General features: G+C 71.8%; 22 protein-coding genes. 8 read left to right on the top strand and 14 right to left on the bottom strand.

Annotated features, from left to right (window positions below):
* Positions 1-7: 7 nt before the first annotated feature.
* The 3 genes from ACWGO8_RS10335 to ACWGO8_RS10325 all read right to left on the bottom strand — a co-directional run bounded on the left by ACWGO8_RS10335 (position 8) and on the right by ACWGO8_RS10325 (position 2,951).
* Positions 8-979: a DMT family transporter gene (locus ACWGO8_RS10335; protein ID WP_452042974.1), complete on the bottom strand. Its 972-nt coding sequence runs from the start codon at positions 977-979 to the stop codon at positions 8-10.
* A 308-nt stretch (positions 980-1,287) separates the two neighbouring features.
* Complete coding sequence (gene gap / locus ACWGO8_RS10330) at positions 1,288-2,286, bottom strand: type I glyceraldehyde-3-phosphate dehydrogenase (RefSeq protein ID WP_452042973.1); 999 nt, start codon at positions 2,284-2,286, stop codon at positions 1,288-1,290.
* 140 nt (positions 2,287-2,426) lie between these two features.
* The gene (locus ACWGO8_RS10325) at positions 2,427-2,951 is read right to left on the bottom strand and encodes a metallophosphoesterase family protein (RefSeq protein WP_452042972.1); all 525 of its coding nucleotides are present in this window, start codon (positions 2,949-2,951) and stop codon (positions 2,427-2,429) included.
* A 47-nt stretch (positions 2,952-2,998) separates the two neighbouring features.
* On the opposite strand from ACWGO8_RS10325, the gene ACWGO8_RS10320 reads away from it, so the two are divergent.
* Entirely contained in the window at positions 2,999-3,388 is a 390-nt protein-coding gene (locus tag ACWGO8_RS10320; RefSeq protein ID WP_452042971.1) for a hypothetical protein, read from the top strand.
* Position 3,389: 1 nt separating this feature from the next.
* Here the strand turns inward: ACWGO8_RS10320 and ACWGO8_RS10315 are convergent, their stop codons facing one another.
* Positions 3,390-4,703 (bottom strand): MFS transporter, encoded by a 1,314-nt coding sequence (locus ACWGO8_RS10315; RefSeq protein ID WP_452042970.1) that lies wholly within the window; start codon positions 4,701-4,703, stop codon positions 3,390-3,392.
* Between the two features lie 78 nt (positions 4,704-4,781).
* On the opposite strand from ACWGO8_RS10315, the gene ACWGO8_RS10310 reads away from it, so the two are divergent.
* Positions 4,782-5,171 carry a MerR family transcriptional regulator gene (locus ACWGO8_RS10310; RefSeq protein ID WP_452042969.1) on the top strand — a complete coding sequence of 130 codons (390 nt, stop codon included), beginning with the start codon at positions 4,782-4,784 and terminating at the stop codon, positions 5,169-5,171.
* A gap of 81 nt (positions 5,172-5,252) precedes the next feature.
* On the opposite strand, the gene ACWGO8_RS10305 is transcribed toward ACWGO8_RS10310, so the two are convergent.
* Entirely contained in the window at positions 5,253-6,209 is a 957-nt protein-coding gene (locus tag ACWGO8_RS10305; protein ID WP_452042968.1) for a GlxA family transcriptional regulator, read from the bottom strand.
* A gap of 316 nt (positions 6,210-6,525) precedes the next feature.
* Between ACWGO8_RS10305 and ACWGO8_RS10300 the strand changes: the two genes are divergently transcribed.
* Positions 6,526-7,287 carry a hypothetical protein gene (locus ACWGO8_RS10300; protein WP_452042967.1) on the top strand — a complete coding sequence of 254 codons (762 nt, stop codon included), beginning with the start codon at positions 6,526-6,528 and terminating at the stop codon, positions 7,285-7,287.
* Positions 7,288-7,419: 132 nt separating this feature from the next.
* Here ACWGO8_RS10300 and ACWGO8_RS10295 read toward each other — a convergent pair whose 3' ends face one another.
* A complete protein-coding gene (locus ACWGO8_RS10295; protein ID WP_452042966.1) occupies positions 7,420-8,208 on the bottom strand; it encodes a transglutaminase-like domain-containing protein in 789 nt (262 codons plus the stop codon).
* A gap of 301 nt (positions 8,209-8,509) precedes the next feature.
* Between ACWGO8_RS10295 and ACWGO8_RS10290 the strand changes: the two genes are divergently transcribed.
* A complete protein-coding gene (locus ACWGO8_RS10290) occupies positions 8,510-10,804 on the top strand; it encodes a beta-glucosidase (protein WP_452042965.1) in 2,295 nt (764 codons plus the stop codon).
* Positions 10,805-11,014: 210 nt separating this feature from the next.
* Here ACWGO8_RS10290 and ACWGO8_RS10285 read toward each other — a convergent pair whose 3' ends face one another.
* From ACWGO8_RS10285 to ACWGO8_RS10270, 4 genes are all read right to left on the bottom strand, one after another.
* Complete coding sequence (locus ACWGO8_RS10285; protein ID WP_452042964.1) at positions 11,015-12,940, bottom strand: glycoside hydrolase family 127 protein; 1,926 nt, start codon at positions 12,938-12,940, stop codon at positions 11,015-11,017.
* A complete protein-coding gene (locus ACWGO8_RS10280) occupies positions 12,937-13,740 on the bottom strand; it encodes a carbohydrate ABC transporter permease (RefSeq protein ID WP_376954311.1) in 804 nt (267 codons plus the stop codon). Before ACWGO8_RS10280 ends, ACWGO8_RS10285 begins: the two co-directional genes overlap by 4 nt.
* A 164-nt stretch (positions 13,741-13,904) precedes the next feature.
* Positions 13,905-14,834: a carbohydrate ABC transporter permease gene (locus ACWGO8_RS10275; RefSeq protein ID WP_452042963.1), complete on the bottom strand. Its 930-nt coding sequence runs from the start codon at positions 14,832-14,834 to the stop codon at positions 13,905-13,907.
* Between the two features lie 74 nt (positions 14,835-14,908).
* Positions 14,909-16,204, bottom strand: a complete 1,296-nt coding sequence (locus ACWGO8_RS10270) for an ABC transporter substrate-binding protein (protein ID WP_452042962.1) — start codon at positions 16,202-16,204, stop codon at positions 14,909-14,911.
* Between the two features lie 168 nt (positions 16,205-16,372).
* Between ACWGO8_RS10270 and ACWGO8_RS10265 the strand changes: the two genes are divergently transcribed.
* Positions 16,373-17,401 (top strand): LacI family DNA-binding transcriptional regulator, encoded by a 1,029-nt coding sequence (locus ACWGO8_RS10265; RefSeq protein ID WP_452042961.1) that lies wholly within the window; start codon positions 16,373-16,375, stop codon positions 17,399-17,401.
* Between the two features lie 18 nt (positions 17,402-17,419).
* Here ACWGO8_RS10265 and ACWGO8_RS10260 read toward each other — a convergent pair whose 3' ends face one another.
* From ACWGO8_RS10260 to ACWGO8_RS10250, 3 genes are all read right to left on the bottom strand, one after another.
* Positions 17,420-18,208: a CPBP family intramembrane glutamic endopeptidase gene (locus tag ACWGO8_RS10260; RefSeq protein WP_452042960.1), complete on the bottom strand. Its 789-nt coding sequence runs from the start codon at positions 18,206-18,208 to the stop codon at positions 17,420-17,422.
* 21 nt (positions 18,209-18,229) lie between these two features.
* Positions 18,230-18,727, bottom strand: a complete 498-nt coding sequence (locus tag ACWGO8_RS10255) for a nucleoside deaminase (RefSeq protein WP_452042959.1) — start codon at positions 18,725-18,727, stop codon at positions 18,230-18,232.
* 68 nt (positions 18,728-18,795) lie between these two features.
* Positions 18,796-19,563 (bottom strand): SDR family oxidoreductase, encoded by a 768-nt coding sequence (locus tag ACWGO8_RS10250; RefSeq protein WP_452042958.1) that lies wholly within the window; start codon positions 19,561-19,563, stop codon positions 18,796-18,798.
* Between the two features lie 103 nt (positions 19,564-19,666).
* Between ACWGO8_RS10250 and ACWGO8_RS10245 the strand changes: the two genes are divergently transcribed.
* Positions 19,667-20,698: an NAD-dependent epimerase/dehydratase family protein gene (locus tag ACWGO8_RS10245; protein WP_452042957.1), complete on the top strand. Its 1,032-nt coding sequence runs from the start codon at positions 19,667-19,669 to the stop codon at positions 20,696-20,698.
* Here ACWGO8_RS10245 and ACWGO8_RS10240 read toward each other — a convergent pair.
* Positions 20,695-22,365 (bottom strand): DUF885 family protein, encoded by a 1,671-nt coding sequence (locus ACWGO8_RS10240; RefSeq protein WP_452042956.1) that lies wholly within the window; start codon positions 22,363-22,365, stop codon positions 20,695-20,697. The two genes, ACWGO8_RS10245 and ACWGO8_RS10240, sit on opposite strands and share 4 nt — an antisense overlap.
* Positions 22,366-22,436: 71 nt before the next feature.
* Here ACWGO8_RS10240 and ACWGO8_RS10235 point away from each other — a divergent pair, with 71 nt between their 5' ends.
* Together ACWGO8_RS10235 and ACWGO8_RS10230 are read left to right on the top strand one after the other, a co-directional pair.
* Positions 22,437-23,090 (top strand): NAD(P)H-binding protein, encoded by a 654-nt coding sequence (locus ACWGO8_RS10235; RefSeq protein WP_452042955.1) that lies wholly within the window; start codon positions 22,437-22,439, stop codon positions 23,088-23,090.
* Positions 23,091-23,116: 26 nt separating this feature from the next.
* A complete protein-coding gene (locus tag ACWGO8_RS10230) occupies positions 23,117-24,148 on the top strand; it encodes an FUSC family protein (RefSeq protein ID WP_452042954.1) in 1,032 nt (343 codons plus the stop codon).
* Positions 24,149-24,231 lie beyond the last annotated feature (83 nt).

The following is a 24,231-nucleotide window of genomic DNA, read 5'->3' as shown; positions in this document are numbered from 1 at the left end:
GTCGACGCTAGGAGCGGCGGGCCTGCGCGGCGGAGCCCGGCGCCGACTGGTCGTCCAGGTTCTCCTCAGCTGCCTCCTGCTCCGCACAGGCCTCCTCGGGTCCTTCGGCCGCGACGAGTTCGCGGCGCTTGCGTGTCACGAGGTAGGAGCCGAGCAGCACGAGCACGAAACCGACGATCGTCCACACGCTGATGCGCTCGCCGAGGATCAGCACGCCCGCGAGGATCGCTACCGCCGGGTTCACGTACGTGATCGCGGTCGCCTTGACCGGGCCGATCTCCCCGATGAGCGCGACCATGAGCAGGAACGCCAGGGCGCTGCAGATCACCGCGAGCACGACGATCGACAGGATGACGGAGGTCGAGGGCCACGTCGTGGGCCACGCGCCGGTGAAGAGCACGAACGGCACGTACACGACCGCCGTCGCGGCGAGCGACACGGCGACCACGCCAACGCCGGGGAGGTCGGACATCCAGCGCGCGAGGATCGCCGGGCCGAGCGCGTAGCCGACCACGACGACGGCCATCTCGGCGACGGCGATGAGGTCGGACCCGGCGATGTCGAGGCCGACGAGCGCGGCGACGCCGAGCATGCCGAAGCCGATGCCGAGCCAGTTGAGTCTCGTGAGCTTCTCGGGCCGGCCCATGATGAACGCGATGGCCACGCCGGCGAGCGGCACCGTGGCGAGCAGCAGGCCGGCGGTCGAGCTCGGGAGCTTCTGCTCGGCCGAGCTCAGGAAGTACCACGGCAGGATGATCTCGACGAGCGTGTAGGCCGCCATCGGCTTCCACCGCCGCACGACCTGCCAGACCTCGCGACGGAGGAACGCGAGCGGCATCAGCAGGAGCGCGGCCAGCGCCGACCGCCCGAGCACCACCATGGCGGGGTCGAGCTCGCTCACCGCCACCTTGATGAACAGGTAGGGGATGCCCCAGGCGACGCCGAGCGCGGCGAAGAGGATCAGCCCACGACGAGTCACCAGCCAATTCTGCTTCGAACCACCGACATCTCGCGACCGGTCGCCTGCCGAGCTTGCGCGACTTCCGGCCAACTGCGGTTCGAGCGTCTCCACGCTGGGCGTCGGGATCCTGCCGCAGAACCGGTCGATTCGTCGATTCGCCCACAAGCCGATTTGTCGATTCGTCGATTCGTCGATTCGTCGATTCGTCTACAAGTCGATTTGTCGATGTGTTGACAAGTCGATTTGTCGACGAATGAACGAATCGCCCCGTTCCAAGAGGAGGAACCCACCTGGAACGAGGCGATCGAACGGTCGAGAGGGCGGGCTCAGCCCTGCGCGAGCAGCTCGAGCGTGTCGATCACGCGGTTCGAGAAGCCCCACTCGTTGTCGTACCAGGCGACGACCTTCACGTGCTTGCCGTCCACGCGCGTGAGCGCCGCGTCGAAGATCGACGACGCCGGGTTGCCGGTGATGTCCGACGAGACCAGCGGGTCCTCCGAGTACTCGAGGACACCGGCGAGCGGCCCGGCGGCAGCAGCCTGGTAGGCGGCGAGCACCTCGTCGCGCGTGACCTCGCGGGAGACGGTCGTGTTGAGCTCGACGATCGAGCCCACGGGCACGGGCACGCGGATCGAGTCGCCCGACAGCTTCCCGTCGAGGCCAGGCAGCACGAGGCCGATCGCCTTCGCGGCGCCGGTCGTGGTAGGCACGATGTTCACGCCGGCGGCGCGGGCGCGACGCGGGTCACGGTGCGGGCCGTCCTGGAGGTTCTGCTCCTGCGTGTAGGCGTGCACCGTGGTCATGAAGCCGTGCTCGATGCCGGCGAGGTCGTCCAGCACCTTGGCGAGCGGCGCGAGCGCGTTCGTGGTGCACGACGCGTTCGACACGATGGTGTGGGATGCCGCGTCGTACGCGTCGGTGTTCACGCCGTAGGCGAGCGTCACGTCGGCGCCGTCGGAGGGCGCGCTCACGAGCACCTTGCGCGCGCCGGCGTCGAGGTGCGCCGTGGCGGCCTCGGCGGAGGTGAAGCGGCCGGTCGACTCGAGCACGACGTCGACCTCCAGTTCCTTCCAGGGCAGGTTCGCGGGGTCGCGCTCGGCGAGCACCTTGATGCGGCGGCCGTCGACGACGAGCTCGTCGCCCTCGACCTCGACGGGGCGGCCGAGGCGGCCGAGGGAACTGTCGAAGCGCAGCAGCTGGGCCAACGCCTTCGGGTCGGTGAGGTCGTTCACGGCGACGATCTCGAGGTCGGATTCGCGCTCGAGGAGGGCACGCAGCGTGTTGCGGCCGATGCGTCCGAAGCCGTTCACGGCGATGCGGGTCATGCGGGGGTTCCTTTCGTTCCCGGTGGTACCCCACGAGGATCGTCGATGCGCGGCATCCGCGGCAGTGGCCGAAGCGACAGCATGCGCAAGGATCGCGCCACGCTCGCGAGCGCCGTGAATGACGCAGCGGATGCCGCGACTCAGCGCCCGACGGGAACGAGGTCGACCTCGCGCAGCTCCCCCGCATCCGCGATCGCCGTCATCATGGTGCACACGGGCTGGCGCCGCCGATCGGTCGACGATCCGGGGTTGAGCAGGCGGATGCCGCGTGGCGTGACCGTGTCCCACGGGATGTGGCTGTGCCCGAAGACGAGCACGTCGAGCTCGGGGCGCCCGTCGCCGGGACCGGCGTACGCGGCATCCGCTCGGAGCTCGCGCCCGCTCTTGGGGCCGGTCTCGTGCACGACGCCGAACCGCAGGCCCTCGAGCTCGAAGCGTGCGACCTCGGGCAGCCGCGCCCGCAGCGCCGCGCCGTCGTTGTTGCCGAAGACCCCGACGAGCCGGGCGGCTCGGGCCTCGAGGGCGTCGAGCGTCGCGACGTCCACCCAGTCGCCGGCGTGCACGACCAGGTCGGCCTCGTCGACCGCGCGCCACACCTGGTCGGGCAGGCGGGTCGCCCGCGCCGGGACGTGCGTGTCGGACATGAGCAGGAGCCGGGTGGGCATGGGTCCATCCTCGCGCCGCGGCGCCCGGACCGGGCAGAATCGTTCGGATGATCCCCTACGAGCACACCGCCGGCGTCGGCTGGGCGCGCTTCTTCGCATGGGCCTCGCTCGGGCTCGGCGCGGCATCCCTCGCCGTGGCGTTCCTCGTGCCGCTCGCGGCGGAGATCGGACGCGTCGCCGTGGTCGCGTTCTTCGGCGGCTTCGCGATCTGGTTCGGGCTCATGGCGCGGAGCCGCTTCCGCGCGATCGACCACCCCGTGTCATGGGCGGCGGTGCTCGGGACGGTCCTCGGCATCCTCACGATGGTGGTCATGGCGTACGCGATGTTCGCGCTCATCATGGCGATCTACTACGGCGTGCTGCTGCCGATGGCGCCGAACTGGATCGCGGGCATCTCGAACCCCGGCGTCGGGATCGTGCCGGGCGTCGACGTGTAGCTCAGGCCGTTTCCTCGCGCGATCGGCGCAGCACGACGAACAGCCCGACTGCGGCGACGGCGACCACCGCGGCTCCGAGCGGGGGCAGCGCCGCCACCCCGGAGGCGTCGACGACGAGTGCGGCCAGTGCGGCGCCGATCGCGATGCCGAGGTTGAACACGACCGGGATGAGCGCGCCCGCGAGCGCGCGTCGCTCGGCGCCGGCGAGACGCAGGATCATCGTCTGCGCCAGCGCCGGCAGCGCCCCGGATGCCACGCCCCAGACTGCGACCACCGCGATACCGACGATCGGGTGCACGCCGACGAACTCGAGTGCCGCGACGGCGACTGCCGTGACGACGGCGCCGGCGACGAGCACCCGCGCCGTGCGCGCGCCGAACCGTCCCGCGAGCACGATCCCGAGCCACGACGCGATGCCGAACGCGAGCAGCATGCCGCCGACGCCGCCGGGCATCGCCTCCGCGGGCGCCTCGACGAGTCGCGTGATGAACGTGTAGACGCCGTAGTGTCCGACGAGCAGCAGCGCGACGAGTCCCACGATCGCGAGCATCGGGCGCAGGCTTCCGGATGCCCCGCGCGATGCCGGGGCGGACGCGGAATCCGCCGCCGGGGCACCGTTCGGCGTGACCGCGATCGGCGCGACATCGGACGCGGCATCCGTCGGCGTGATCGGGATCGACCCCGGGGCCACGGTGGCCGGACGCCGCACGACTGTGCGCACGAGCACCGCCGCCACGACCGCCGCCCCGGCGAGCCCGACGAATGCCGCCCGCCAACCGACGCCCTGCGCGACGAGGCTCCCGATCGGCGTGCCCAGGACGGTGCCGAGCGTCGCCCCGCCGAGCACCACGGCGACCGCGCGGGCCAGATCGCGGTCGGCGACGAGGTCGGCGGTGTATGCGTTCGTCGTCGCCCAGAGCAGGCCGACGGCGAGGGCGCCCGCGAGTCGTCCGCCGACGGCGATCGGGTACGTCGGCGCGAGCGCCGTCACCGCGACGGATGCCGCGAGCCCCATGAGGCTCCATACGACGACGCTCCGCCGGTCGAGGCGCCGCGTGAACCGCACGAGCGGCAGGCTGCCGACGACGACCACGGCCGCCCACAGCGAGACCAGGAGCCCGGTCTGCGCCTCGGTCACGCCGAGCCCCGCGCTCATCTCGGGCAGGACCGCGGTCGGGAGCATCTCGGCGGCGACCATCACGAACGCCGTGCCGCCGAGCACCAGCAGCGACGGCCACGGGAGGCGCGGCGGCGGCGCGGGGCGCGCGGAGAGTGCGGCGAAGGCGGGGGTGATCCGGGTGCTGGTGCGGTCCATGCTTCGACGCTAAACTTTGACATTGATGTCAATGTCAAGGTCTGTCTCGCACATCGCATCGAAGGAGGAGGCGACCCCATGAAGATCGGCGAGCTCGCGAGCCGCGCGGGCGTCTCCCCGCGCCTGGTGCGGTACTACGAGCAGCAGGGGCTGCTCGCCCCCGACCGGCGGCCCAACGGATATCGCGACTACGACGAGGAGCACGTCGACCGCGTCATCCGGGTCGCCGGCCTGGTGCAGGCGGGACTGACGACGCGCCTCGTGAAGGAGGTGCTCGAGCTCGAGGACGCCGCGGCCGACGAGCGCCCGAGCTGCCCCCGCACCGTCGCCGACATGCTCGCGCACGAGCTCACCGGCATCGAGGAGCGCATCGCGTGCCTGAGCCGGAGCCGCGACACGATCCGCGACTTCCTCGCGCGCACCGAGCACGCGGCCGTGCTGTCGGAGCGGGAGGCTGCGCTGGCCTGAACGCTGGGTCTCGATACGGCTGCTTCGCGGCCTACTCGACCACCGCGTAGCTGCATCGCGGCCTACTCGACCATGGGGACGCTACGCAGCCGGCTCCGCGAAGGTGTGCCGGTACTCGCTCGGCGACGTGCCGAGGATGCGGTGGAAGTGCAGCCGCAGGTTCGCACCCGTGCCGAGGCCGACCCGGTCGGCGATCTGCTCGACGCCGAGGTCCGTGCGCTCGAGGAGCTCGCGCGCGAGGTCGATGCGCGCGCGCAGGATCCACTGCATCGGCGTGTAGCCGGTGTCCTCGACGAAGCGGCGCGAGAACGTCCGCGGCGACACGTTCGCGTTGCGCGCGAGGTCGCCGAGCGTGAGCGGCTGCTCGAGGCGCTCGACCGCCCACTGCCGCGTCGCCGCGAACAGCTCGCCGAGCGGCTCGGGCAGCGCGCGCGGCACGTACTGCGCCTGCCCGCCGCTGCGATACGGCGCGGCGACGAGCCGACGGGCGACGTGGTTCGAGAGTCCGACGCCGTGGTCGCGTCGCACGAGGTGCAGGCACAGGTCGATCCCGGATGCCGCACCCGCCGACGTGAGCACGCTCCCCTCGTCGACGAACAGCACGTTCTCGTCGACCCTGATCGACGGATGCCGCGCCTGCAGCGCGTGCGTGTAGTGCCAGTGCGTCGTGGCGCGCCGCCCGTCGAGCAGCCCGGTCGCCGCGAGTGCGAACGCGCCCGTGGAGATCGCCGCGAGCCGGGCGCCGCGCGCGTGCGCCGCGCGCAGGGCGTCCACGACCTCGGCCGGCGGGTCCTCCCGGTCGGGACGCCGGTAGCCCGGGATGAAGATCGTCTCGGCCCACTCGAACGCCTCGAGCCCGTCGGCCACGTGGTACGAGAGTCCATCGCCGCCCGTCACCATGCCGGGATGCGCACCGCACACGCGCACCTCGTAGGGCATGCTCTGCCGGGTCGAGAAGATCTGCGCCGGGATGCCGACGTCGAGCGGCTTCGCCCCGTCGAGCACGAGCACGGCGACCCGATGGTTCCTGCGCTGCATCCGGCCAGACTGCCATGGTGCGCAAGGATGCCGCCACCCGCGCCGTCGGCGATCCGCGCGCCGCGACCAGACTTCGCGAATGCATGAGATTCCGTCGGATGCGGCTTCCCAGCGGAGCATCCGCGGGAATCTCATGCATTTCAGTCGGCCCGAGGGCCTTCGTGACCCGTTCGAGACCGGCTCGTGACCCCTTCGTGATCGTCGTGACCGGATCGATACCGTCGTGACCGGATCGAGAGGTTCGCGCCCCCCGCCCGGTCGGATGATGGTCCCACGGCACCGCCGCGCACCCGTCGGTCGAGTGGAAGGCCCCACGATGTCGGCAGCACCTCCGAGCAGCACCCCGTCCGCACCTCCGTCGACGGCCTCCCGGGCCCAGGTTCCGGCATCGCCGACGGGCGACGTCGACTCGATGCCGGTCACCGTCGTGCCGCAGCGCCCGCCCGGCGTCACCGGGTGGCTCGACGCGCTCGGGACGGTCTCGCTCGTCGTCGGCATCTGCGCCGCCCTGCTCACGATGGTCACGCCGTTCCGCGATCCGATCGCGACGGGCGGCCTCGCCGCGCTGGCCGTGCTCGCCCTGGTGCTCGGCATCGTCGTGCGGGTGCGCGCGGTGCGCGCCGGCCAGCGCGCGACGAACGCGTTCATCGGCATCATCCTGTCGGTCGTGGCGCTCGCGCTCCTCGCGATCTCGTTCATCCCGTACCTGTTCATGTCGGTGCTCGCCGAGCGGTTCGACGAGCCGCCGGCGGCACCGCCAGCCGTCGTGCGCCCCGTCGACGACGAGCTGCGGCAGCTCGAGGCATCCGCCCGCTCGGCCGAGCAGATGATGGGCGTCGCGCAGCAGGCGACCGGCACCTACCCGACGACGCTCGCGGTCACGACCGACGGCGACCGCCTGATGACGCCCGACGGGCTCGTCGTCGCCGGACTGCCCGACGGCACCGAGGTGAACTACGAGACGAGCGTCGACGGCACGCGGTACGATCTCGTGCTCTTCGGCCAGTACGGCGGGCGCGTGGCGCTGAACTCCGAGCAGGGCATCGTGAGCTCCACGCCGGGGCCGGCCGAGGGCTGACGCCGCATGCGTCGAGCCCGCGGAGGACGGGGGCTCGGCCGCGAACCGGGACGAGAACGCCCCGACCTGACCACCGCCATGACCGGCCTGCCCGGCGATCACACCAGCCGACCCGCTGGTCGGATCCCCGGATCAGCGCAGCTCGACGAGAGTCGTGACGTCGTCGTCGGGCAGCTCGTCGGCGACCGCGGTGACCTCGACGGACTCGAGCGACACCAGGCTGCCGTAGGAGCTGAGGAAGGCCGTGTCGGCCGCGTCGCGGCCCGTCGAGATGCGCAGCAGGGTCGACCTCGGCGCCAGCGTCGTCGCGTCGACGACCTGCCAGGCGTCCTCGATGTACGCCTCGGCGACGGCGTGGAAGTCCATCGGATCCAGACCGGGCGCGTAGACCGCGGCGAGCCGGGCCGGCACGTCGAGCGCGCGGAGCAGCGCCACGACGAGGTGGGCGTAGTCGCGGCACACGCCCTGACGCGCGAGGAGTGTCCGCACCGCGCCGTCTGTCGGCTGACTCGACCCCGGCACGTAGGCGAGTCGTGTGCCGACCCACGACGACACGGCGTCGAGCAGCGGCGCACCTTCGAGCCCCGCGAACTCGGCCGCGGCGGTCGGCCCGAGCCGGTCGGACTCGCAGTACCGGCTGGGCCGCAGGTACTCCAGCAGTTCGACGTCCGAGCGGGCCGGCGACGGATGATGACCGTCGACCGTCGCGGCGTACGAGAGCGACACCGTGCCGGGCCCGGCCTCGACGACGTGGATGCGACTGCCCCCGGCGTCCGTCAGCTCGGCCGCCTCGACCGGCGCCTCGTTCACGGTCAGGTGGAGACGCTCGCGGGTCGCCCCGCCCGCGACCGCGACCATGAACGCAAGACGGGCCCGGTCGACCACGGTCAGGGTGAGCTCGGCCGACACCGATCGTTGCATGCGAGTACCCTCTGCTTCGCCATCGAGTGAGACGTGCCGAGCGGCACCCGTCCATTGTGGCGCGGCGCACGGCGGCCGAACAGGGGTTGCGCGTCGTGGGCCACGTGGTCGACGACCTGCCGCCCGCGCGACATCCGTCACGAATCCGAGCGGACCCCTTCCGCTGCGCGTCGAGTCATGGCTAGGCTGTGAAACGGTTCAGAGTGTAGATCGGTCTACATAGATCGATCTCCACCATGCCGTAGGGCTCTTGGCGGGGCACGCCTGTCAGGGGGACGACCTTCAAGGAAGAGGGAGAACGATGGACACGATCACCGCACGACCGGCGCGCAGCCGGTGGCGGCGGCTCGCCGCCGTCGCCATCGGCGCGACGCTCGCGGCCGGCGCCGTCGTCGCGACGGCGGCCGCACCGGCCATCGCCGAGGACTGCTCGGCGTATCCGTGGATGGATGCGTCGAAGAGCTCCGAGGTTCGCGCGAACGCACTGCTCGCCGCGAGCACGCAGAATCAGAAGTACCGCTGGCTGGTCGAGCAGCCGGCGAACAGCCCGCAGCAGACCACGTTCTCGGGCGTGGTCTACCCCGTGCAGGTGCCGTGCACGCCGACGGTGATCTACGCCAACGGCCCCGACGGCGTCTACACGAAGGCCGGCACGACGGCGTGGCCCGGTCCCATCGCGGTCGCCTCGACGTGGAACCTCGAGCTCGGCGAGGAGAAGGCCGTCGCGCATGCGAGCGAGTCGTTCGACAGCCGCAGCGCCGTCGTGCTCGGCCCGGGCATCGCGAGCGGTCGCACTCCGCTCTCGGGTCGCACCTCCGAGTACTTCGGCGAGGACCCGCTGCTCTCGGGCCTCATGGCCGCGGCCAACGTCGAGGGCCTCGAGCACGGCAACCCCGACAAGCCCGTCGTCGCCAACCTCAAGCACTACGTGGCGAACGAGCAGGAGACCGACCGCCAGACGAGCTCCTCCAACATGGACGAGCGCACGCTGCGCCAGGTCTACGACCTGCCCTACGAGATCGCGATCAAGGAGAGCGACCCCGGCAGCGTCATGTGCTCGTACAACCAGGTCAACGGCGTCTACGCCTGCGAGAACCCGATCCTCACGACGAGCCTGGGCCAGCAGGCCGGCTTCGACGGCTACGTCATGAGCGACTTCGGCTCGGTGCACTCGACGTCCGCGTCGATGAACGCGGGGCTCGACCAGGAGCTCAACCGGCCGGTCTGGTACACGCCCGCACGTCTCGACGCCGCCCTCGCGGCGAAGGAGATCACGCAGGCGCAGATCGACAAGGCCGCCTTCGACGTGGTGCACACCTACATCGAGAAGGGCCTGTTCGATCACCCGGTCCCGGCGACGGCGATCCCCAACGTGTCGACGCCCGCCCACAAGGCGCTCGCCCGTGAGATCGCCGAGCAGAGCACGGTGCTCCTCAAGAACGACGGCGTGCTGCCGCTCGGCGAGGATGCCCCGACGGTCGCCGTCATCGGCCAGACCGCGTCGTCGACGCCGACCGCCGGTGTGAGCGCGAAGACCGGCTGCGCCTGGTTCCTCGTGTTCGCACGGAGCACCGCGCTCAACTGCGACGCCATCGCCGACCCCCTGAGCGCCATCACGCAGCGGGTCCAGCAGGCCGGGGGCCAAGTGCTCTACGCCAACGGCGCCGACACCGCACAGGCCGCGGCCGTCGCGGCGCAGGCGGACGTCTCGATCGTCTTCGGCCACTACACGATGGGCGAGACGACCGACCTGGCCGACCTGCACCTCGACGCCAACGGCGACGCCCTCATCTCGGCGGTGGCCGCGGCATCCGACAAGACCGTCGCGGTGCTCAACGCGGGCAGCGCGGTGGAGATGCCGTGGCTCGGCGACGTCGACGCGGTGCTGCACGCGTGGCACTCGGGCGAGCAGTTCGGTCCGGCGCTCGCCGAGCTCCTCTGGGGCGACGTGAACCCGTCGGCGAAGCTGCCGATGACCTTCCCGAAGTCGGTGTCCGACACGCCGACCGGCACGTCGACCGCGCAGTACCCGGGCATCTTCTCCGACGGCTCGACGACCCGCCCCGCGGGCACCAACGAGATCCGCCAGGTGAACTACACCGAGGGCCTGCAGGTCGGCTACAAGTGGTACGACGAGCAGGGCATCGACCCGCTGTTCGAGTTCGGCTACGGCCTGTCGTACACCTCGTTCGAGTACTCGAACCTCAAGGTGAAGGTCGACCGCGATCGCCGCACGAACGAGCGCGCGACGGCGACGGTCTCGTTCACGGTCACGAACACGGGCGACCGCGACGGCACCGAGATCCCGCAGGTGTACCTCACGCTGCCGGATGCCGCGGGCGAGCCGGGCAAGCGCCTGGTCTCGTTCGACCGCGTCGAGCTCGCGGCCGGCGAGAGCACCCGCGTCGAGCTCGTGGTGGACTCGGCGGCGAGCAACCACCCGTTCTCCATCTGGGACGTGAACACCGACCGCTGGGTCTCCCCGAAGGGCCGCTACGAGATCGCGGTCGGCTCCTCGTCTCGCGACCTGCGCCTGACCGACTCGCTGCAGCTCAACATCACCATGCCGGCGGCATCGGCGAACGGCCGCGGCTGATCGACTGACGCGCCTCAGGCGCGACGGACCGACGTCCGGGGCGGTGGTGCGGCCGCCGTCCCGGACGTCACTCATGTCAGCGGTTGACGAGCGCACCGGAGTCAGCGCTCCTGCGCCACTTCCACCTGCTCTGCGCCAGTTCGGATGGCGCGGACGCCGTCGAAGTGGCGCAGAGCGCGATCCGGGGGAGGCGCGACCGGTCGAGGCCGCTCAGCTCCCGACGACCGGCACCCAGACGCGCATGCGCGACGGGCCGCGCTCGGCCCAGTCGTGGTAGCGCACGAACGGCACCTCGGCGCGCGCGCCGGTGCGCTCGTCAGCGACGGTCACGATCACCGCGTCATCGGCGGCGTCCCGCGGTTCGGCCGCAGCGTCCACGCGCAGGTCGGCGAAGTCGGATGCCGCGAGCGCCGTGCCAACGAGGTCGACCGACTCGAGCGCGAACACCTCGGGCCCGCGCTCCACCACGAGGCATCCGCGCACCGCATCGACCCGGGAGCCGGGACGCGTGAACCGCGGCGCGACCGGCAGCTCGAGCACGACCTCGTCGCCGGCCGCGAACGCCCGCTCGACGCGAGCGACGCCCGGCTCGGCCAGGACCCGCGCGGGCGCGGCGGCCGTACCGTCCGCCGGCACGACCGCGAGCGAGGCCCCCGAAGCCCACGCCGGAACGCGCAGCGAGAGCGTCCACGGCGCCGGGGCATCCGTCAGCACCCGCACGCGCACGACCCCCGAAGCCGGGTACTCGGTCGACACGTCGAGGGCGACCTCCTGCCCGTCGGCGAGCATGGTGCGGATCGACGCGGGTGCGTACTGGTGCAGCTGGATGCCCGAGGCATCCGCCGTCGCGACGTAGGCCGCGAGGCTCGCGAAGGTGCGCGCCGTGTTCGGCGGGCAGCACGAGACGTCGAACCACGGCGCGCGCAGCGACGAGTGGGCGCGCGGCGAGACGACGTCGGCCTCGGCCTCGGAGCCCGGCTGCCGCTGGTGCAGGGTGTTCGCGTAGTAGAACGCGGTGCCCTGCGCCGACGGCGACGTCTCGATCACGTTGAAGAGCGTGCGCTCGATCTGGTCGGCGTGACGCGGGTCGCCCTGCGCGAGCAGCAGCCGCCAACTGAACATCACGGATGCCACGCCCGCGCACGTCTCGGAGTAGGCCCGGTCGGCGGGCAGCTCCCAGTCGTCGCCGAACGCCTCGTCCTGGTGGTGCGAGCCCTGCCCGCCCGTGACGTACGTGCGGCGGGCGACGGTCGCGTCCCACTGGCGGTCGAGCGCGCGCAGCAGCTCGTCGTCGCCGGTCTCGACCGCGACATCCGTGGCGCCGGAGGCGAGATAGTTCGCACGCACGGCGTGACCGCGCAGCACGTCGGCGTCGCGCACGGCGAGGTCGTCCTGGTAGTACGAGCGGCCCCACTCGATGTCGCGCAGCGTGCCGCGACCATGACGCTCGACGAACAGTCGGGCCTGCTCGATGTAGCGCGGCTCCCCCAGTGCGCGACCGAGCTCCGCGAGGCCGACCTCCACCTCGGCGTGACCGCAGATGCGCTCGTCGCCGCCCTCGCCGAAGACCTCGCACACGAGATCGGCCGCGCGGCGGGCGACCGCGACCAGTCCATCGTCGGCGTCGGGGCGCGTGCGCACCCGGGCGACCGCCGCCTGGAAGAGGTGCCCGAGGCAGTACAGCTCGTGCCCCCACTCGAGGTCGGACCAGCGCGGACCCTGCCCGGGCCGGCCGAACTGCGTGTTGAGGTAGCCGTCCTCCTCCTGCGCCGCGGCGACCCGGGCGACGATGCGGTGCAGGCGCGCCTCCAGGTCCTCGTCGCCGCCGCGGCGGCCGATCTCCCACGACACGGCCTCGAGGTACTTGTAGACCTCGGAGTCCGAGAACTCGCGTCCGCGGCGCCCCTCGGGCAGCCGGCCGGATGCCGCGAGGTCGAAGTTCGGGAGCCAGCCCTCCCGCTCGAGCCATCCCTCGATGTGCGCGAGCGTGTTGGTGCCGTTCACCTCCTGGCGGTGGTGCCAGAACCCGCCCGTGATGGTCACCTCGTCGAGGCCGAGCGGGCGCAGGGCTCCCGAGCTCGGTGCGACGGGCACGAGGTGGGCGGTGGTGGTGGTTGCGGTGCGGGTCATGTTCATCCCTTGAAGGCGCCCGACATGAAGCCGCGCACGTAGTGACGTTGGAGGATCAGGAAGAGGAGGATGCACGGCAGGGCGAGCACGACGACGCCCGCCTCCGTGGCTCCGTAGTCGACGACGCCCTGCACCTGGCCGCGCAGGTTCGAGATCGCGAGGGGCAGGGTCATCCGGTTGGTGTCGCTGATGAGGATCAGCGGGGCCATGAAGTCGTTCCAGGCGGCGAGGAAGGCGAACAGCCCCACGGTGATGAGGCCCGGCTTCACCGCCGGCACGAGCACCTGCCACAGGACGCGCCAGCTCGAGCATCCGTCGACCATCGCGGCCTCGTCGAGCTCGCGGGGCACCGACTCGAACGAGATGCGCATCATGAACATCGAGAACGGCAGCTGGAACATCGTGAGCACGAGGGCGACGCCGACGAGCGAGTTCGACAGCCCCACTGCGTTCAGCAGCACGTAGAGCGGGATGAGCAGCGTCGTGTACGGCACCATCAGGATCGCGAGCGTGGACAGGAACAGCAGGTCCTTGCCCGGGAACCGGAACCGCGCGAACGCGTACCCGCCGAGCAGCGAGATCACGAGGGTCAGCAGCACGGTCAGCAGCGAGACGAACGTCGAGTTGAACAGGTAGACCCAGATGCCCGCCTGGTAGTTCGCGAGCGTCGCGTAGTTGCCGAAGCCCCAGCCGTCGACCTGGTTCGTGCCGGGCAACGGCGAGACCGACGAGATCGCCGTCCAGATGAGCGGGTAGAGGAAGAGGAGCGCGAGCGCCCCGGTCACGACCCAGTACGGCGTGCGCATGGCGATGCCGGCGAACGAGGTCGGCGCGGGCCGCTTGCCTCCGCCGCCGCCGAAGCGGCCCCGCCCGCCGCGGGAGCCGCGGTAGTCGGGCGCGACGATCGCGATCGTGCTGTCGGAGCGGGGATCCGACTCGTCGGAGGGCCGGCGCGTGGTGGTGGTGCTCATCAGTCCTCGGCCTTCCGGTTGAACGCGCGGATCTGCGCGATGTTGATCACGATGAGCGCGAGCAGCACGATCACCGAGAGGGCGCCGGCGACGCCGAGGTCGTTCTGGCCCTGGAACGCGACGCTGTAGATGAGCTGCACGATCGTGATGGTCGAGTTGTCGGGGCCGCCCTTCGTGAGGATGTAGAACTGCTCGAACGCGAGCAGCGAGCCGGTGACGCACAGCACGGTCGTGAGCGCGAGCGTCGGCCGCAGGAGCGGGAGGGTCACGCTGCGGAACGTCTGCCAGCGCGAGGCGCCGTCGATGCGCGCCGCCTCGTACACGTCGTCGGGGATGCCCTGCAGGCCCACGAGCATGAGCAGCATGTAGAAGCCCGCGTAGCGCCAGACGATGAGGAAGATCGTCGACCACAGCGCGCCGTCTGGCGTGCCGAGGAACGTGAAGCCCCACGCCTTCATCAGCCCGGCGAACGGCCCGGCGATCGGCGAGTAGAGCACGTAGAACAGCAGCGACGCGGATGCCAGGCCGAGGGCGCTCGGCACGAGGAACGACGTGCGCAGCAGCCCCTTCCAGCGCGTCGACTCCTGCACCAGGAGGGCGAGCCCGAGGCTCAGCGCCAGCAGGATGATCGTCGTGAGGATCGTGTACTTCAGGGTGAAGATGACCGAGTCCCAGAAGAACCGGTTCGACACCGCGTCCTGGTAGTTCTCGGGGAAGTTCAAGCCCTGGTTGCCGCCGAGCAGCGGCCAGTCGGAGCCCGACATCTGCAGCACGAGCAGCAGCGGCAGGGCGAAGAGGAGGAGCACGAAGAGCGCGGTCGGCAGGGCGTAGAGCCAGCCGGTGATCGCGCCGCGCCGGCCGGGGTGGCGACGCCGACGGGCGGATGCCGCGGCCGCTTCGGCCGCTTCGGCGGGGAGGGTGGCGGTCATGGTGGAGCCTTTCGATGGGGCCGGTCGGCCGGCGCGCGGCATGGACGTCCGCGCGCCGGCCGGTCGTGGTGCGACTACTGGGAGAGCACCGCCGTGATCTCGTCGTTGTCGGCGTCGACGGAGTCCCCGTCGCCCAGCACCGCGTTCCGCACGAGCGTGAGCCACGGGCTCGACGGCGCGTTGAACGCCTGCTGGAAGTTGATCGCGACCGGGGTGTCGCCGTGGCCGGCCACCTCGTTGATCGTGATCAGGCGCGGGTCCTTCTGCGAGTACTCGTTGTCGGCGAGGTCCGAGCGGGACACCACGTCGTTGTCCTTCGCGAGCACCTGCACCTGCGCGTCCTCCGACATCAGCCAGTTGAGGAAGTTCCACGCCTGCGCGGCCTTCTTCGAGTCCTTCGAGATGCCGATGCCGTCACCGCCGACGAACGTCGAGCCGCCGCCCTTCGGGCCGGGGATGCCCGCGACGCCCACGTCGAACGGCGTCGAGGAGAGCAGCGTGGCCGGGTAGAACTGGAGGCCGACCTTGCCCTCGGTGAAGCCGGCGGTCCAGGTCGGGCCCGCCTCGTCCTGCGACGAGGGGAGCACGGCGCCCGAGTCCCACAGGTCCTTCCACGTCGAGTAGACGTCCTTGGCGGTGTCGCTGTTCAGCAGCGACTCGGCGCCGTCGTCGGAGAGCACCTCCTCGCCGTCGGCCCAGACGCTCGGGAACCACGTGAAGACGAGGCATCCGCCGCAGTTGAGGCCCGTCGCCGTGCCGTACGTGTCGGGCTTGTTCAGGGCCTGGATGGCCTTGGCCCACTCGGCGTACTCCTCGAGGTTCGCCGGACCCGCCTCGGCGTCGAGGCCGGCCTCGGTCGCGAGCTCCTTGTTCCAGAACATCATCGAGAGGTCGAGCACGAACGGGAGCACGTACTCCTGGCCGTCGAGGGTGCCGGCCGAGAGGTGGCCCTGGTTGATGCTGTCCTTGAAGTCGAAGCCGTCGATGTTGGCCGTGATGTCCTGGAACAGGCCCTGCTTCACCCAGTTCGGCACGTAGACGATGTCGGCCGCGAACAGGTCGGGCAGGCCGCCCGAACCGGCCGCGGCGCCCACCTTGGCCACGTAGTCGTCGTTCGGCACGACCGTGAGCTCGACCTGGTTCTCGTGCGACGCGTTGTAGGCGTCGACGAGGAGGTTGGCCTGCTTCTCGAGGGGTGCACGGGTCCAGAGGGTGAGGGTCGAGCCGTCGTCGACGCCTTCGGCGCCCGCCTGCGCAAGCGGAGTGCTGGCCGGCTCGGCGCCCTGCGAGCAGGCGGCGAGTCCCACCGTGAGGGCGCCGGCGGCGAGCAGGGCCGTGGCCCGCGTCATCCGGCGAGTGATGCGTGTCATCTGAAGATCTCCTAGCTCATCATCGAGCGGGCTCGGGGGAAGCCCGGAATGTGATTGCACGGCTTCGGTTCCGAAACTCACCGAAATGCCTTTCGGCACGCTACTCTGGCGATGTCACCGGCGTCAAGCACGACTTCCGGTAGCGTTTCAGTCGGAAGGGCGACACGGATGGCTCGAACAGACTCCCCCGGCGGCCGGGCGGCCACGCTGAGCGATGTCGCGCGCCTCGCGGGGGTGTCGCTCGCCACCGCGTCGAAGGCCATCAACGGGCGCGACCAGGTGGCGCCCGCCACGCGCAAGCGCGTCATCGCCGCCGCCGAGGAACTGTCGTTCACGCCGAACGAGCTCGCGCGCAGCCTCATCGCCGGCCGCACCGGCACCGTCGGCCTCCTCACGAGCGACCTCGAGGGCCGCTTCGTGATCCCGATCCTCATGGGCGCCGAGGACGCGTTCGGCGCCGGGCAGGTGAACGTGTTCCTCTGCGACGCCCGCGGCGACGCGATCCGCGAGCAGCACCACCTCCGTGCGCTGCTCAACCGCCGCGTCGACGGCATCATCGTCGTGGGGCGGCAGACCGACCCGCGCCCCTCCCTCGGCCACGACATCCCCGTCCCCGTCGTCTACGCGTACGCGCCGTCGGACGACCCGACGGACGTCTCCGTCACGCCCGACAACGTCGCCGGCGGCCGCCTCGCGGTCGAGCACCTCATCGCGACCGGGCGGCGGCGCATCGCCCACATCAGCGGCGACCCGACGTACGCGGCGGCGCAGGACCGCGCCGTCGGCGTGCGGGCAGCGCTCGGCGACGCCGGACTCGAGCTCGTGGGCGACGTGCTGTTCTCCGAGTGGTCGGAGCACTGGGGTCGCGACGCGTCGGCGCTGCTGCTCTCGCAGCACCCCGACATCGACGGCATCTTCTGCGCATCCGACCAGATCGCCCGCGGCGCGCTCGACACGCTCCGCGACCTCGGCAAGCGGGTGCCCGAGGACATCGCGGTCATCGGCTACGACAACTGGGAGGTGCTCGCCACGAACTCGCGCCCCGAGCTCACGAGCATCGACGCGAACCTGCAGCAGCTCGGCCGGGCCGCCGCCATGCGCATCTTCGAGGCGATCGACGGCGAGGCGCCCGACGCCGTCGTCGACCACCTGCCGGTGCGGCTGGTGATCCGCGGCTCGACGATCCCGCGACGCTGAGCGCGGCTCGCGGGCGCGTCAGGCGGCGAGCGCGAGCAGCAGCACGACGCTCGCGAGGTTGCGCAGCGAGTGCACGAGCACGGCGACGAGGAGGTTGCCACGCGTCAGCCACATCGTGCCCGCGAGCACGAGCCCCATGCTCGCGTAGACGAGCACCGAGACGAGGTCGGCGACGTCCTTCAGGTGCCAGAGGCCGAAGAGCAGGCTCGAGCCGACGATGAGCAACCACGCCGGGAGGCGGTGCCGCAGGCGCCAGGCGAGGGCCTCCCGGAACACGAGCTCCTCCACGATCGGCCCGAACACGACCGCGGCGAGCGCGATGACCCACCACGTGTCCGCGCCGCCGAGGGCGGCCACGAGCTGCGCCTGGTTCACCCCGGTCGGGCTTCCGCCGAGCAGAAGCACCACGAGGCTGACGATGGTCGGCAGCACGAAGATCGACACGAGGCCCGCCACGAACAGCCCGAACGTCACCCACGGGCGCTCCCGCGTCAGCCGGAAGCTGCGGACCCAGGTGTCGCGGTACACCCAGCTGCCGACGGCCGCGAAGACGACCACGATCGCGAGGTTGGCCCAGGTGGCGACGACGGGGTCGATCCCGCCGGTGACCGCGAACACCACCGCGCCGACGAAGAACGAGGCGAGGTACGTGATGACGAAGATCGCGCGCGCGACGCGACCCCCGGTGCGCTCAGGGGCAGCGGATGCCGCGGGCGCGACGTTCGCGTCGGGCGCGTCGGGCGCGTCGGGCGGCGCGTCAGGCGCCACGGGCGCGACGCGCGCCGCCTCGTCTCGGAAATCGACCACGACGTGAGCGTACGCGATCGCTCAGACCCAGAACCCCACGTGCACGTCCGTCGCCTCGGGCAGCTCGGCCGGACCGGCCACCGCGAGCGGGCGGCCACCCCGCGCGAAGACCTCGCGGCACGGCAGCTCCAGGGTCGGCACGCCCTCCTGCGCGGCGACGAGGTCGCGCAGCCCCGACTCCGAGAGGGCGTAGACGACCCGCGCGATGCCGCTCCAGTAGATCGCGCCGGCGCACATCGCGCAGGGCTCGGTGCTCGTGTAGAGCGTCGCCGTGGCGAGCTCCTCGGGCGTGAGCGCCCGCGACGCCGCCCGCACCGCGTTCGTCTCGGCGTGACCGGTCGGGTCGCCCGTCGTGACCACGGTGTTCATGGCCTCCACCGCACGGCCGTCGGCGGCGACCACGATCGACCCGAATGGGTGGTCGGTGCGAGTGCGCGCGTCGCCCGCGAGGGCGGTGCACCGGCGCAGCCACGCGACGTCGGTGTCGGTCACGAGGGTCGGATCGGCCTGGTCTGGCATGCGCGGAGTCTAGCCGCGGCATCCGGGCGCCGGCGACGCTCGCGAGGCGCGCCGGCGCCCGCTCGATGTCAGCGAGTGGGAGCCGAGGCCTGCGCAGCCGTCCACTGCTCGAACGTCGTCGCGCCGAGGCGGGCGCTCGAGGCATCCGCCGGCACCAGGGAACCGTCGTCGAGCTTCGTGCCGAAGTACTCGGCCGCGGGGTCGGCGACCACGGTGCGCTCGTCGCCGCGCGCCGCGAGTGCGGCGGCGATGAACTCGTCGAAGCGGAACTCCTCGGGCCCGGCGATCTCTACGTCGCCCTTCACGGGCTCGCCCGTCGCGACCGCGGCCACGGCGTCGGCCACGTCGTCGGACGCGATCGGCCGGAACTTCACCGGCGCGATGCGCACCGTCTCGCCGTCGGTCGCACCGTCGGCGATCGCCTTGCCGAACTCGAAGAACTGGGTGGCGTGCACGATCGAGTACGGCACGCCGCCGTCGCGGATGAGCCGCTCCTGCGCGACCTTCGCGCGCATGTAACCGCTGTCGGGCAGGCCGTCGGACCCGACGATCGACAGCGCGACGTGGTGCGCGACGCCGGCCGCCTGCTCGGCCGCGAGGAGCGTGTTCGTCGAGGTCTCGAAGAACGCGAGCACGTCGTCGGGCGCGAACGACGGCGAGTTCGACACGTCGATCACCACCTGTGCGCCCTCGAGCGCCTCGGCGACCCCCTCACCCGTGAGCGTGTTCACCCCGGTGTTCGGCGAGGCCGCCACGACCTCGTGCCCCTGCGCGGTGAGCCGCTGCGCGACCTTCGACCCGATGAGCCCGGTTCCGCCGATGATGACGATCTTCACGATGATCCCTTCCGTCGGGGCATCCGCCACCCCGTTCAGAAGCTCCGACCGGGTGGCCTCCCGAACTGTGACACGGATGCCACGACGGGAGCAAGATGTCCGTATGAGCGGCGAACTCGTGCTCGTGACCGGCGGTTCCGGCTTCATCGGCGTGCACTGCATCGTGCAGCTCCTCGAGGCGGGGTACCGCGTCCGCACCAGCCTGCGGTCGCTCGCGCGGGCCGACGAGGTGCGCGCCATGGTGGTCGAGGGCGGGGCGGATGCCGCGGGCGTCGAGTTCGTCGAGCTCGACCTGCAGCGCGACGACGGCTGGCTCGAGGCGGCGACGGGCGCGACGTACGTGCTCCACGTCGCCTCGCCGTTCCCGCCGACGCAGCCGAAGGATCCCGACGAGCTCATCGTGCCGGCCCGCGACGGAGCCGTGCGCGCGTTGCGCGCGGCCCGCGACGCGCGGGTACGACGCGTCGTGCTCACCTCGTCGTTCGCCGCCGTCGGCTACGGCGCGCCGCATCCCGACCGGCCGTACACCGAGGACGACTGGACCGACCCGAGCGACGAGCGCCTCACGCCGTACGTGCGATCGAAGGCCGTGGCCGAGCGCGCCGCCTGGGACTTCATCGACCGCGAGGCGCCCGACCTCGAGCTCGCCGTCGTCAACCCGGTCGCCGTCTTCGGTCCGACGCTCGGTCGCGACCTCTCGGCGTCGCTGCAGCTCATGCTCACCTTCCTCAACGGCGAGGTGCGCGGCATCCCGGATGCCGCGACGAACGCCGTCGACGTGCGCGACGTCGCCGCGCTGCACCTCGCCGCCATGACGCATCCCGATGCCACTGGCGAGCGGTTCCTCGCGGTCGCGGGCGACCCGGTGCCGTTCCGGGACCTCGCCGCCCTACTGCGCGAGAACCTCGGCGAGGCGGCACGGCACGTGCCGACGCGGACGGTGCCGAGCTGGGTCGTGCGCGTGGCCGCGCGCGTCAACCCCGACCTGCGCGCGATCCTGCCGCAACTCGGCCGTCGGCCGTACACCTCGCATGCGAAGGCCGAGCGGATGCTCGACTGGCATCCGCGCTCGAACGAGGAATCGATCCTCGCCTCGGCCGAGAGCCTGGTGCGGCAGGGGCTGGTACGGGGCTAGATCGCCTCGTCCCAGCGACCCGCGGCGTCGAGGAGGTCGACGTCGCTGCGATCGCCGAGCAGCTCCCAGCGCTGCAGCGACAGCGGCACGTTGCCGTTGCGCCACACGAAGTCGTGCACGTCGCGCACGGAGAGCTCGCGCCCCTCGGCGACGGCCGCCACCGCGGCATCCGTCACGAGTCGCAGCACCTCCTGCTTGCCGACGTGGTACGCCATCGCGAGGCCGGGCGTCGCCACGTAGTACGAGGTCTCCTCGGTCGCGGTGCCGACGTCCATGGGCACCTCGCGCACGAAGAAGTCGATGGCCTCGGGCAGGCTGAACGCGCCCGTCGCGAGGTTCACGTCGACGACGACGCGCAGCGCGCGCAGCCGGATGAAGTTGTGCACGATCGCCTGCGAGTGCGGCGCGTCGGCGAAGAGGCCGGCCGTGAGCATCAGCTCCTCGTTGTAGTGCGCGATGCCCTCGTTGGCGACCGAGTCGATGAAGTGTCGTCGCATCGGGTTCGGCTGCGCCCACGAGAGCGCGAGCTGCTGGCTGTGCGCACCCTCGTGGATGATGCCGAGCCGCGGGTCGCGCGCGCTCGCGGCGGCGAAGTACGGCAGGTCGGGCGACGGTTCGGGTACGAACGAGGTCGCGTGCTCGTCGACCCGGCGGATGCTCGTGAGGTCGTCGTTCACCCCGAGGAACGCGAGCGGCTCGAGGTAGTCGGGGGTCGGCGCGTAGAGGTAACGCCGCAGCGACTCGGGCTGGCTGAGCAGGCCCGCCGCCTCGGTGAAGGCGCGCACCTCCAACTCGAGCTCGGCCTGATCGGTCGACTGGGCCTCGCCGGATGCCGGGAGCTCCGCCTCGGGCAGCCCGCGGAAGCGCGTGCGCGTCACGAGCTCCGCCACGAGGCTGCGCCGGTAGTCCTGCATGGCCGCGCGCACGAGCTCCTCGGGCTCGGCGGTCACGAGCGCCACGTGCCGCAGGTACCACGTGAAGGCGTCGCGTCCGACGATCACGTCGGGCCCGAGCCGGCCGGCGGAGGCCACGAGCCACTCGCGGTAGCGCTCGAGCGCGTCGCTCGCGCCGGCCAGGGCTGCAGCGAGCGCGGCGGCGGTCGCGGCATCCGTGAGCGGACGGACCGCGTCGACCGAACGGGCGAGCCGGGCGCCGATGTCGTCGAGCTCTGCTGCGGCGACGCGCGCGAGCGTCGCGACGCCGGCGCGCCCGAGGTTCGCGATCGCCTGCTCGACGCCCGCCGGGATCGCCTCGAGCACGCGCACCAGGTCTGACTGCCGCCGCGCGTCGAACGGCGGCGGCGCGAGCAGCAGGTCGAACCACGGGCCGAGCACCTGGGAGGTGAGGAACACCGCGTCGCGCTCCTGGTTGCGCAGCACGTCGAGCTCCCAGTGCACCCGGGCGAGCGCGGCGCCGAGCAACCGGTGGTCGACCTGGTCGGGGATCGGCAGCGCACCGACGCCCTCGTCGTCGATCGCCCGCCAGCGCGCGGCGAAGCCCTCGAGCTCGAGGCGGAACTCGTCGATCGCCGCCGGGTCGAACCGCGGCAGCCAGCCGTCGGGCCGGTCGACGCGCGGGATGTCGTCGGACGTGCGGAAGGACGTGGCGTCCCGCCACTCCCAGAACTCCACGCCGAGGCGGGTGATTTCGGCTGCGAGCGACGTCATGCGCCAACGCTATCGGGGGCCTCCGACGCCGCACCCGGGCGCTCCTCGACCACCGGTGGGATACTCGGGGGATGCGCGTCGTCATCGCCGGAGGCCACGGCAAGATCGCCCTCATCCTCGAACGCCTGCTCGTCGAAGCCGGGCACGAGCCCATCGCCATCATCCGCAATCCCGACCACCGCGACGACGTCGACGCCACCGGTGCGGCCGCCGTCGTGCTCGATCTCGAGGACGCATCCGTCGACGAGGTCGGCCAGGTGCTGAAGAACGCGGATGCCGCGGTGTTCGCCGCCGGCGCCGGACCCGGCTCGACCGCCGAACGCAAGTTCACCGTCGACCGCGACGCCGCGATCCTGCTCGCCGACGCCGCCGAAGCAGCCGGTGTCCCTCGGCTCATCGTGATCTCGGCCATCGCCACCGACGGGTTCGACCCCGAGTCGCAGGACATCTTCCAGCTCTACCTGCGGGCGAAGAGCGAAGCGGATGCCTCGATCCGCTCGCGCGACCTCGACTGGACGATCGTGCGGCCGGGCTCCCTGACGAACGACCCCGGCGTCGGGCGCATCCACGCCGCCGACGTCGTGCCCGGCGGCGGGCGCATCCCCCGCGCCGACGTCGCGGCGATCATCGCATCGCTGCTCGAGACGGGCGCGGCCTCGCGCACGCAGTTCGAGGTGGTGTCGGGCGACGAGCCGATCGCCGGGGCGCTCTCCGCCCTCGGCTGACCGGCGCCTCCGCGTAGCCTGAGGGCATGGGCATCACGGCGACGTTCCGGGCCACCAAGCGCGTCCCGATCCTGCAGGTCCTGAAGTCGGCGGTCGCCACGATCGTCGCCTGGCTCGTCGCCGGCTGGCTCATCCCGGGGCCGCTGCCGGTGTTCGCGGCGATCGCGGCCCTGCTCGTCGTGCAGCCGAGCGTGAACCAGTCGCTCGGCAAGGCGGTCGAGCGCTCGATCGGGGTCATCCTCGGCGTGATCATCGCCACGGGCATCGCGCTCGTCTTCGGACAGAACACGTGGGTCATCCTCGTCGCCATCGTCATCGCGATGCTCGTCGCCTGGGCGCTGAAGATGACGCCGGGCACCTCGAACCAGGTCGCGATCAGCGCGATGCTCGTGCTCGCGCTCGGCGCCTCCTCGCCCGAATACGCGCTCGACCGCGTGCTCGAGACGCTGATCGGCGCGGCGATCGGCATCATCATCAACGCGCTCATCGTGCCGCCCGTCGCGGTCGCGCCGGCGCGCGACGCCCTCGCCCGCCTCGGCGGCGAGCTCGCGGCATCCGTCGACCGACTCGCACACGCCCTCGAGACGCGGCGCACCCCGGCCGAGCTCGAATCGCTGATGATCGAGGCGCGGCTGCTGCGCCCGATGCGCGATGCCGCGGACGCCGCGATCGACGACGGCCAGGAGTCGCTCACCCTCAACCCGCGGCGCTCCGCCCACCGCGAGGAGCTCGCCCAGCTGCGCGAGCTGCTCGAACAGCTCAGCCCGATCGTCACGCAGCTCATCGGCATGACCCGCGCCTTCGCCGACCACTACGACGCCAGCCTGCACGACGAGCCGACCGTGCGCGCCATCGCCGAGCAGCTCCGCCGCGTCGCCCACGACGTGCGGCTTGCGGCTCGCGTCGCCGAGCCCGAGCCCGAGCCGCTGACCTCCGAGAACCCGGCCCTCACCTCGGCGCTGGTCATCGCCGCGCCGAAGACCGCGCACTGGATCCTCGTCGGCTCCCTCATGGAGGACCTGCGCCGCATCCGCGAGGAGCTCGGGGCCGAGGAGTGACCGGCGGCGGGGGGGGCGCGCCACCACGGCCCCGTCAATCGGAAGTTCGACGCCGCGACGCGACCGGCTGCCTAGGCTTGGGC

Source organism: Agromyces sp. NPDC055661 (assembly GCF_053618135.1).
Note: the sequence above shows the minus strand (reverse complement) of the source record. Positions and strands in the feature narration are given on the sequence as shown.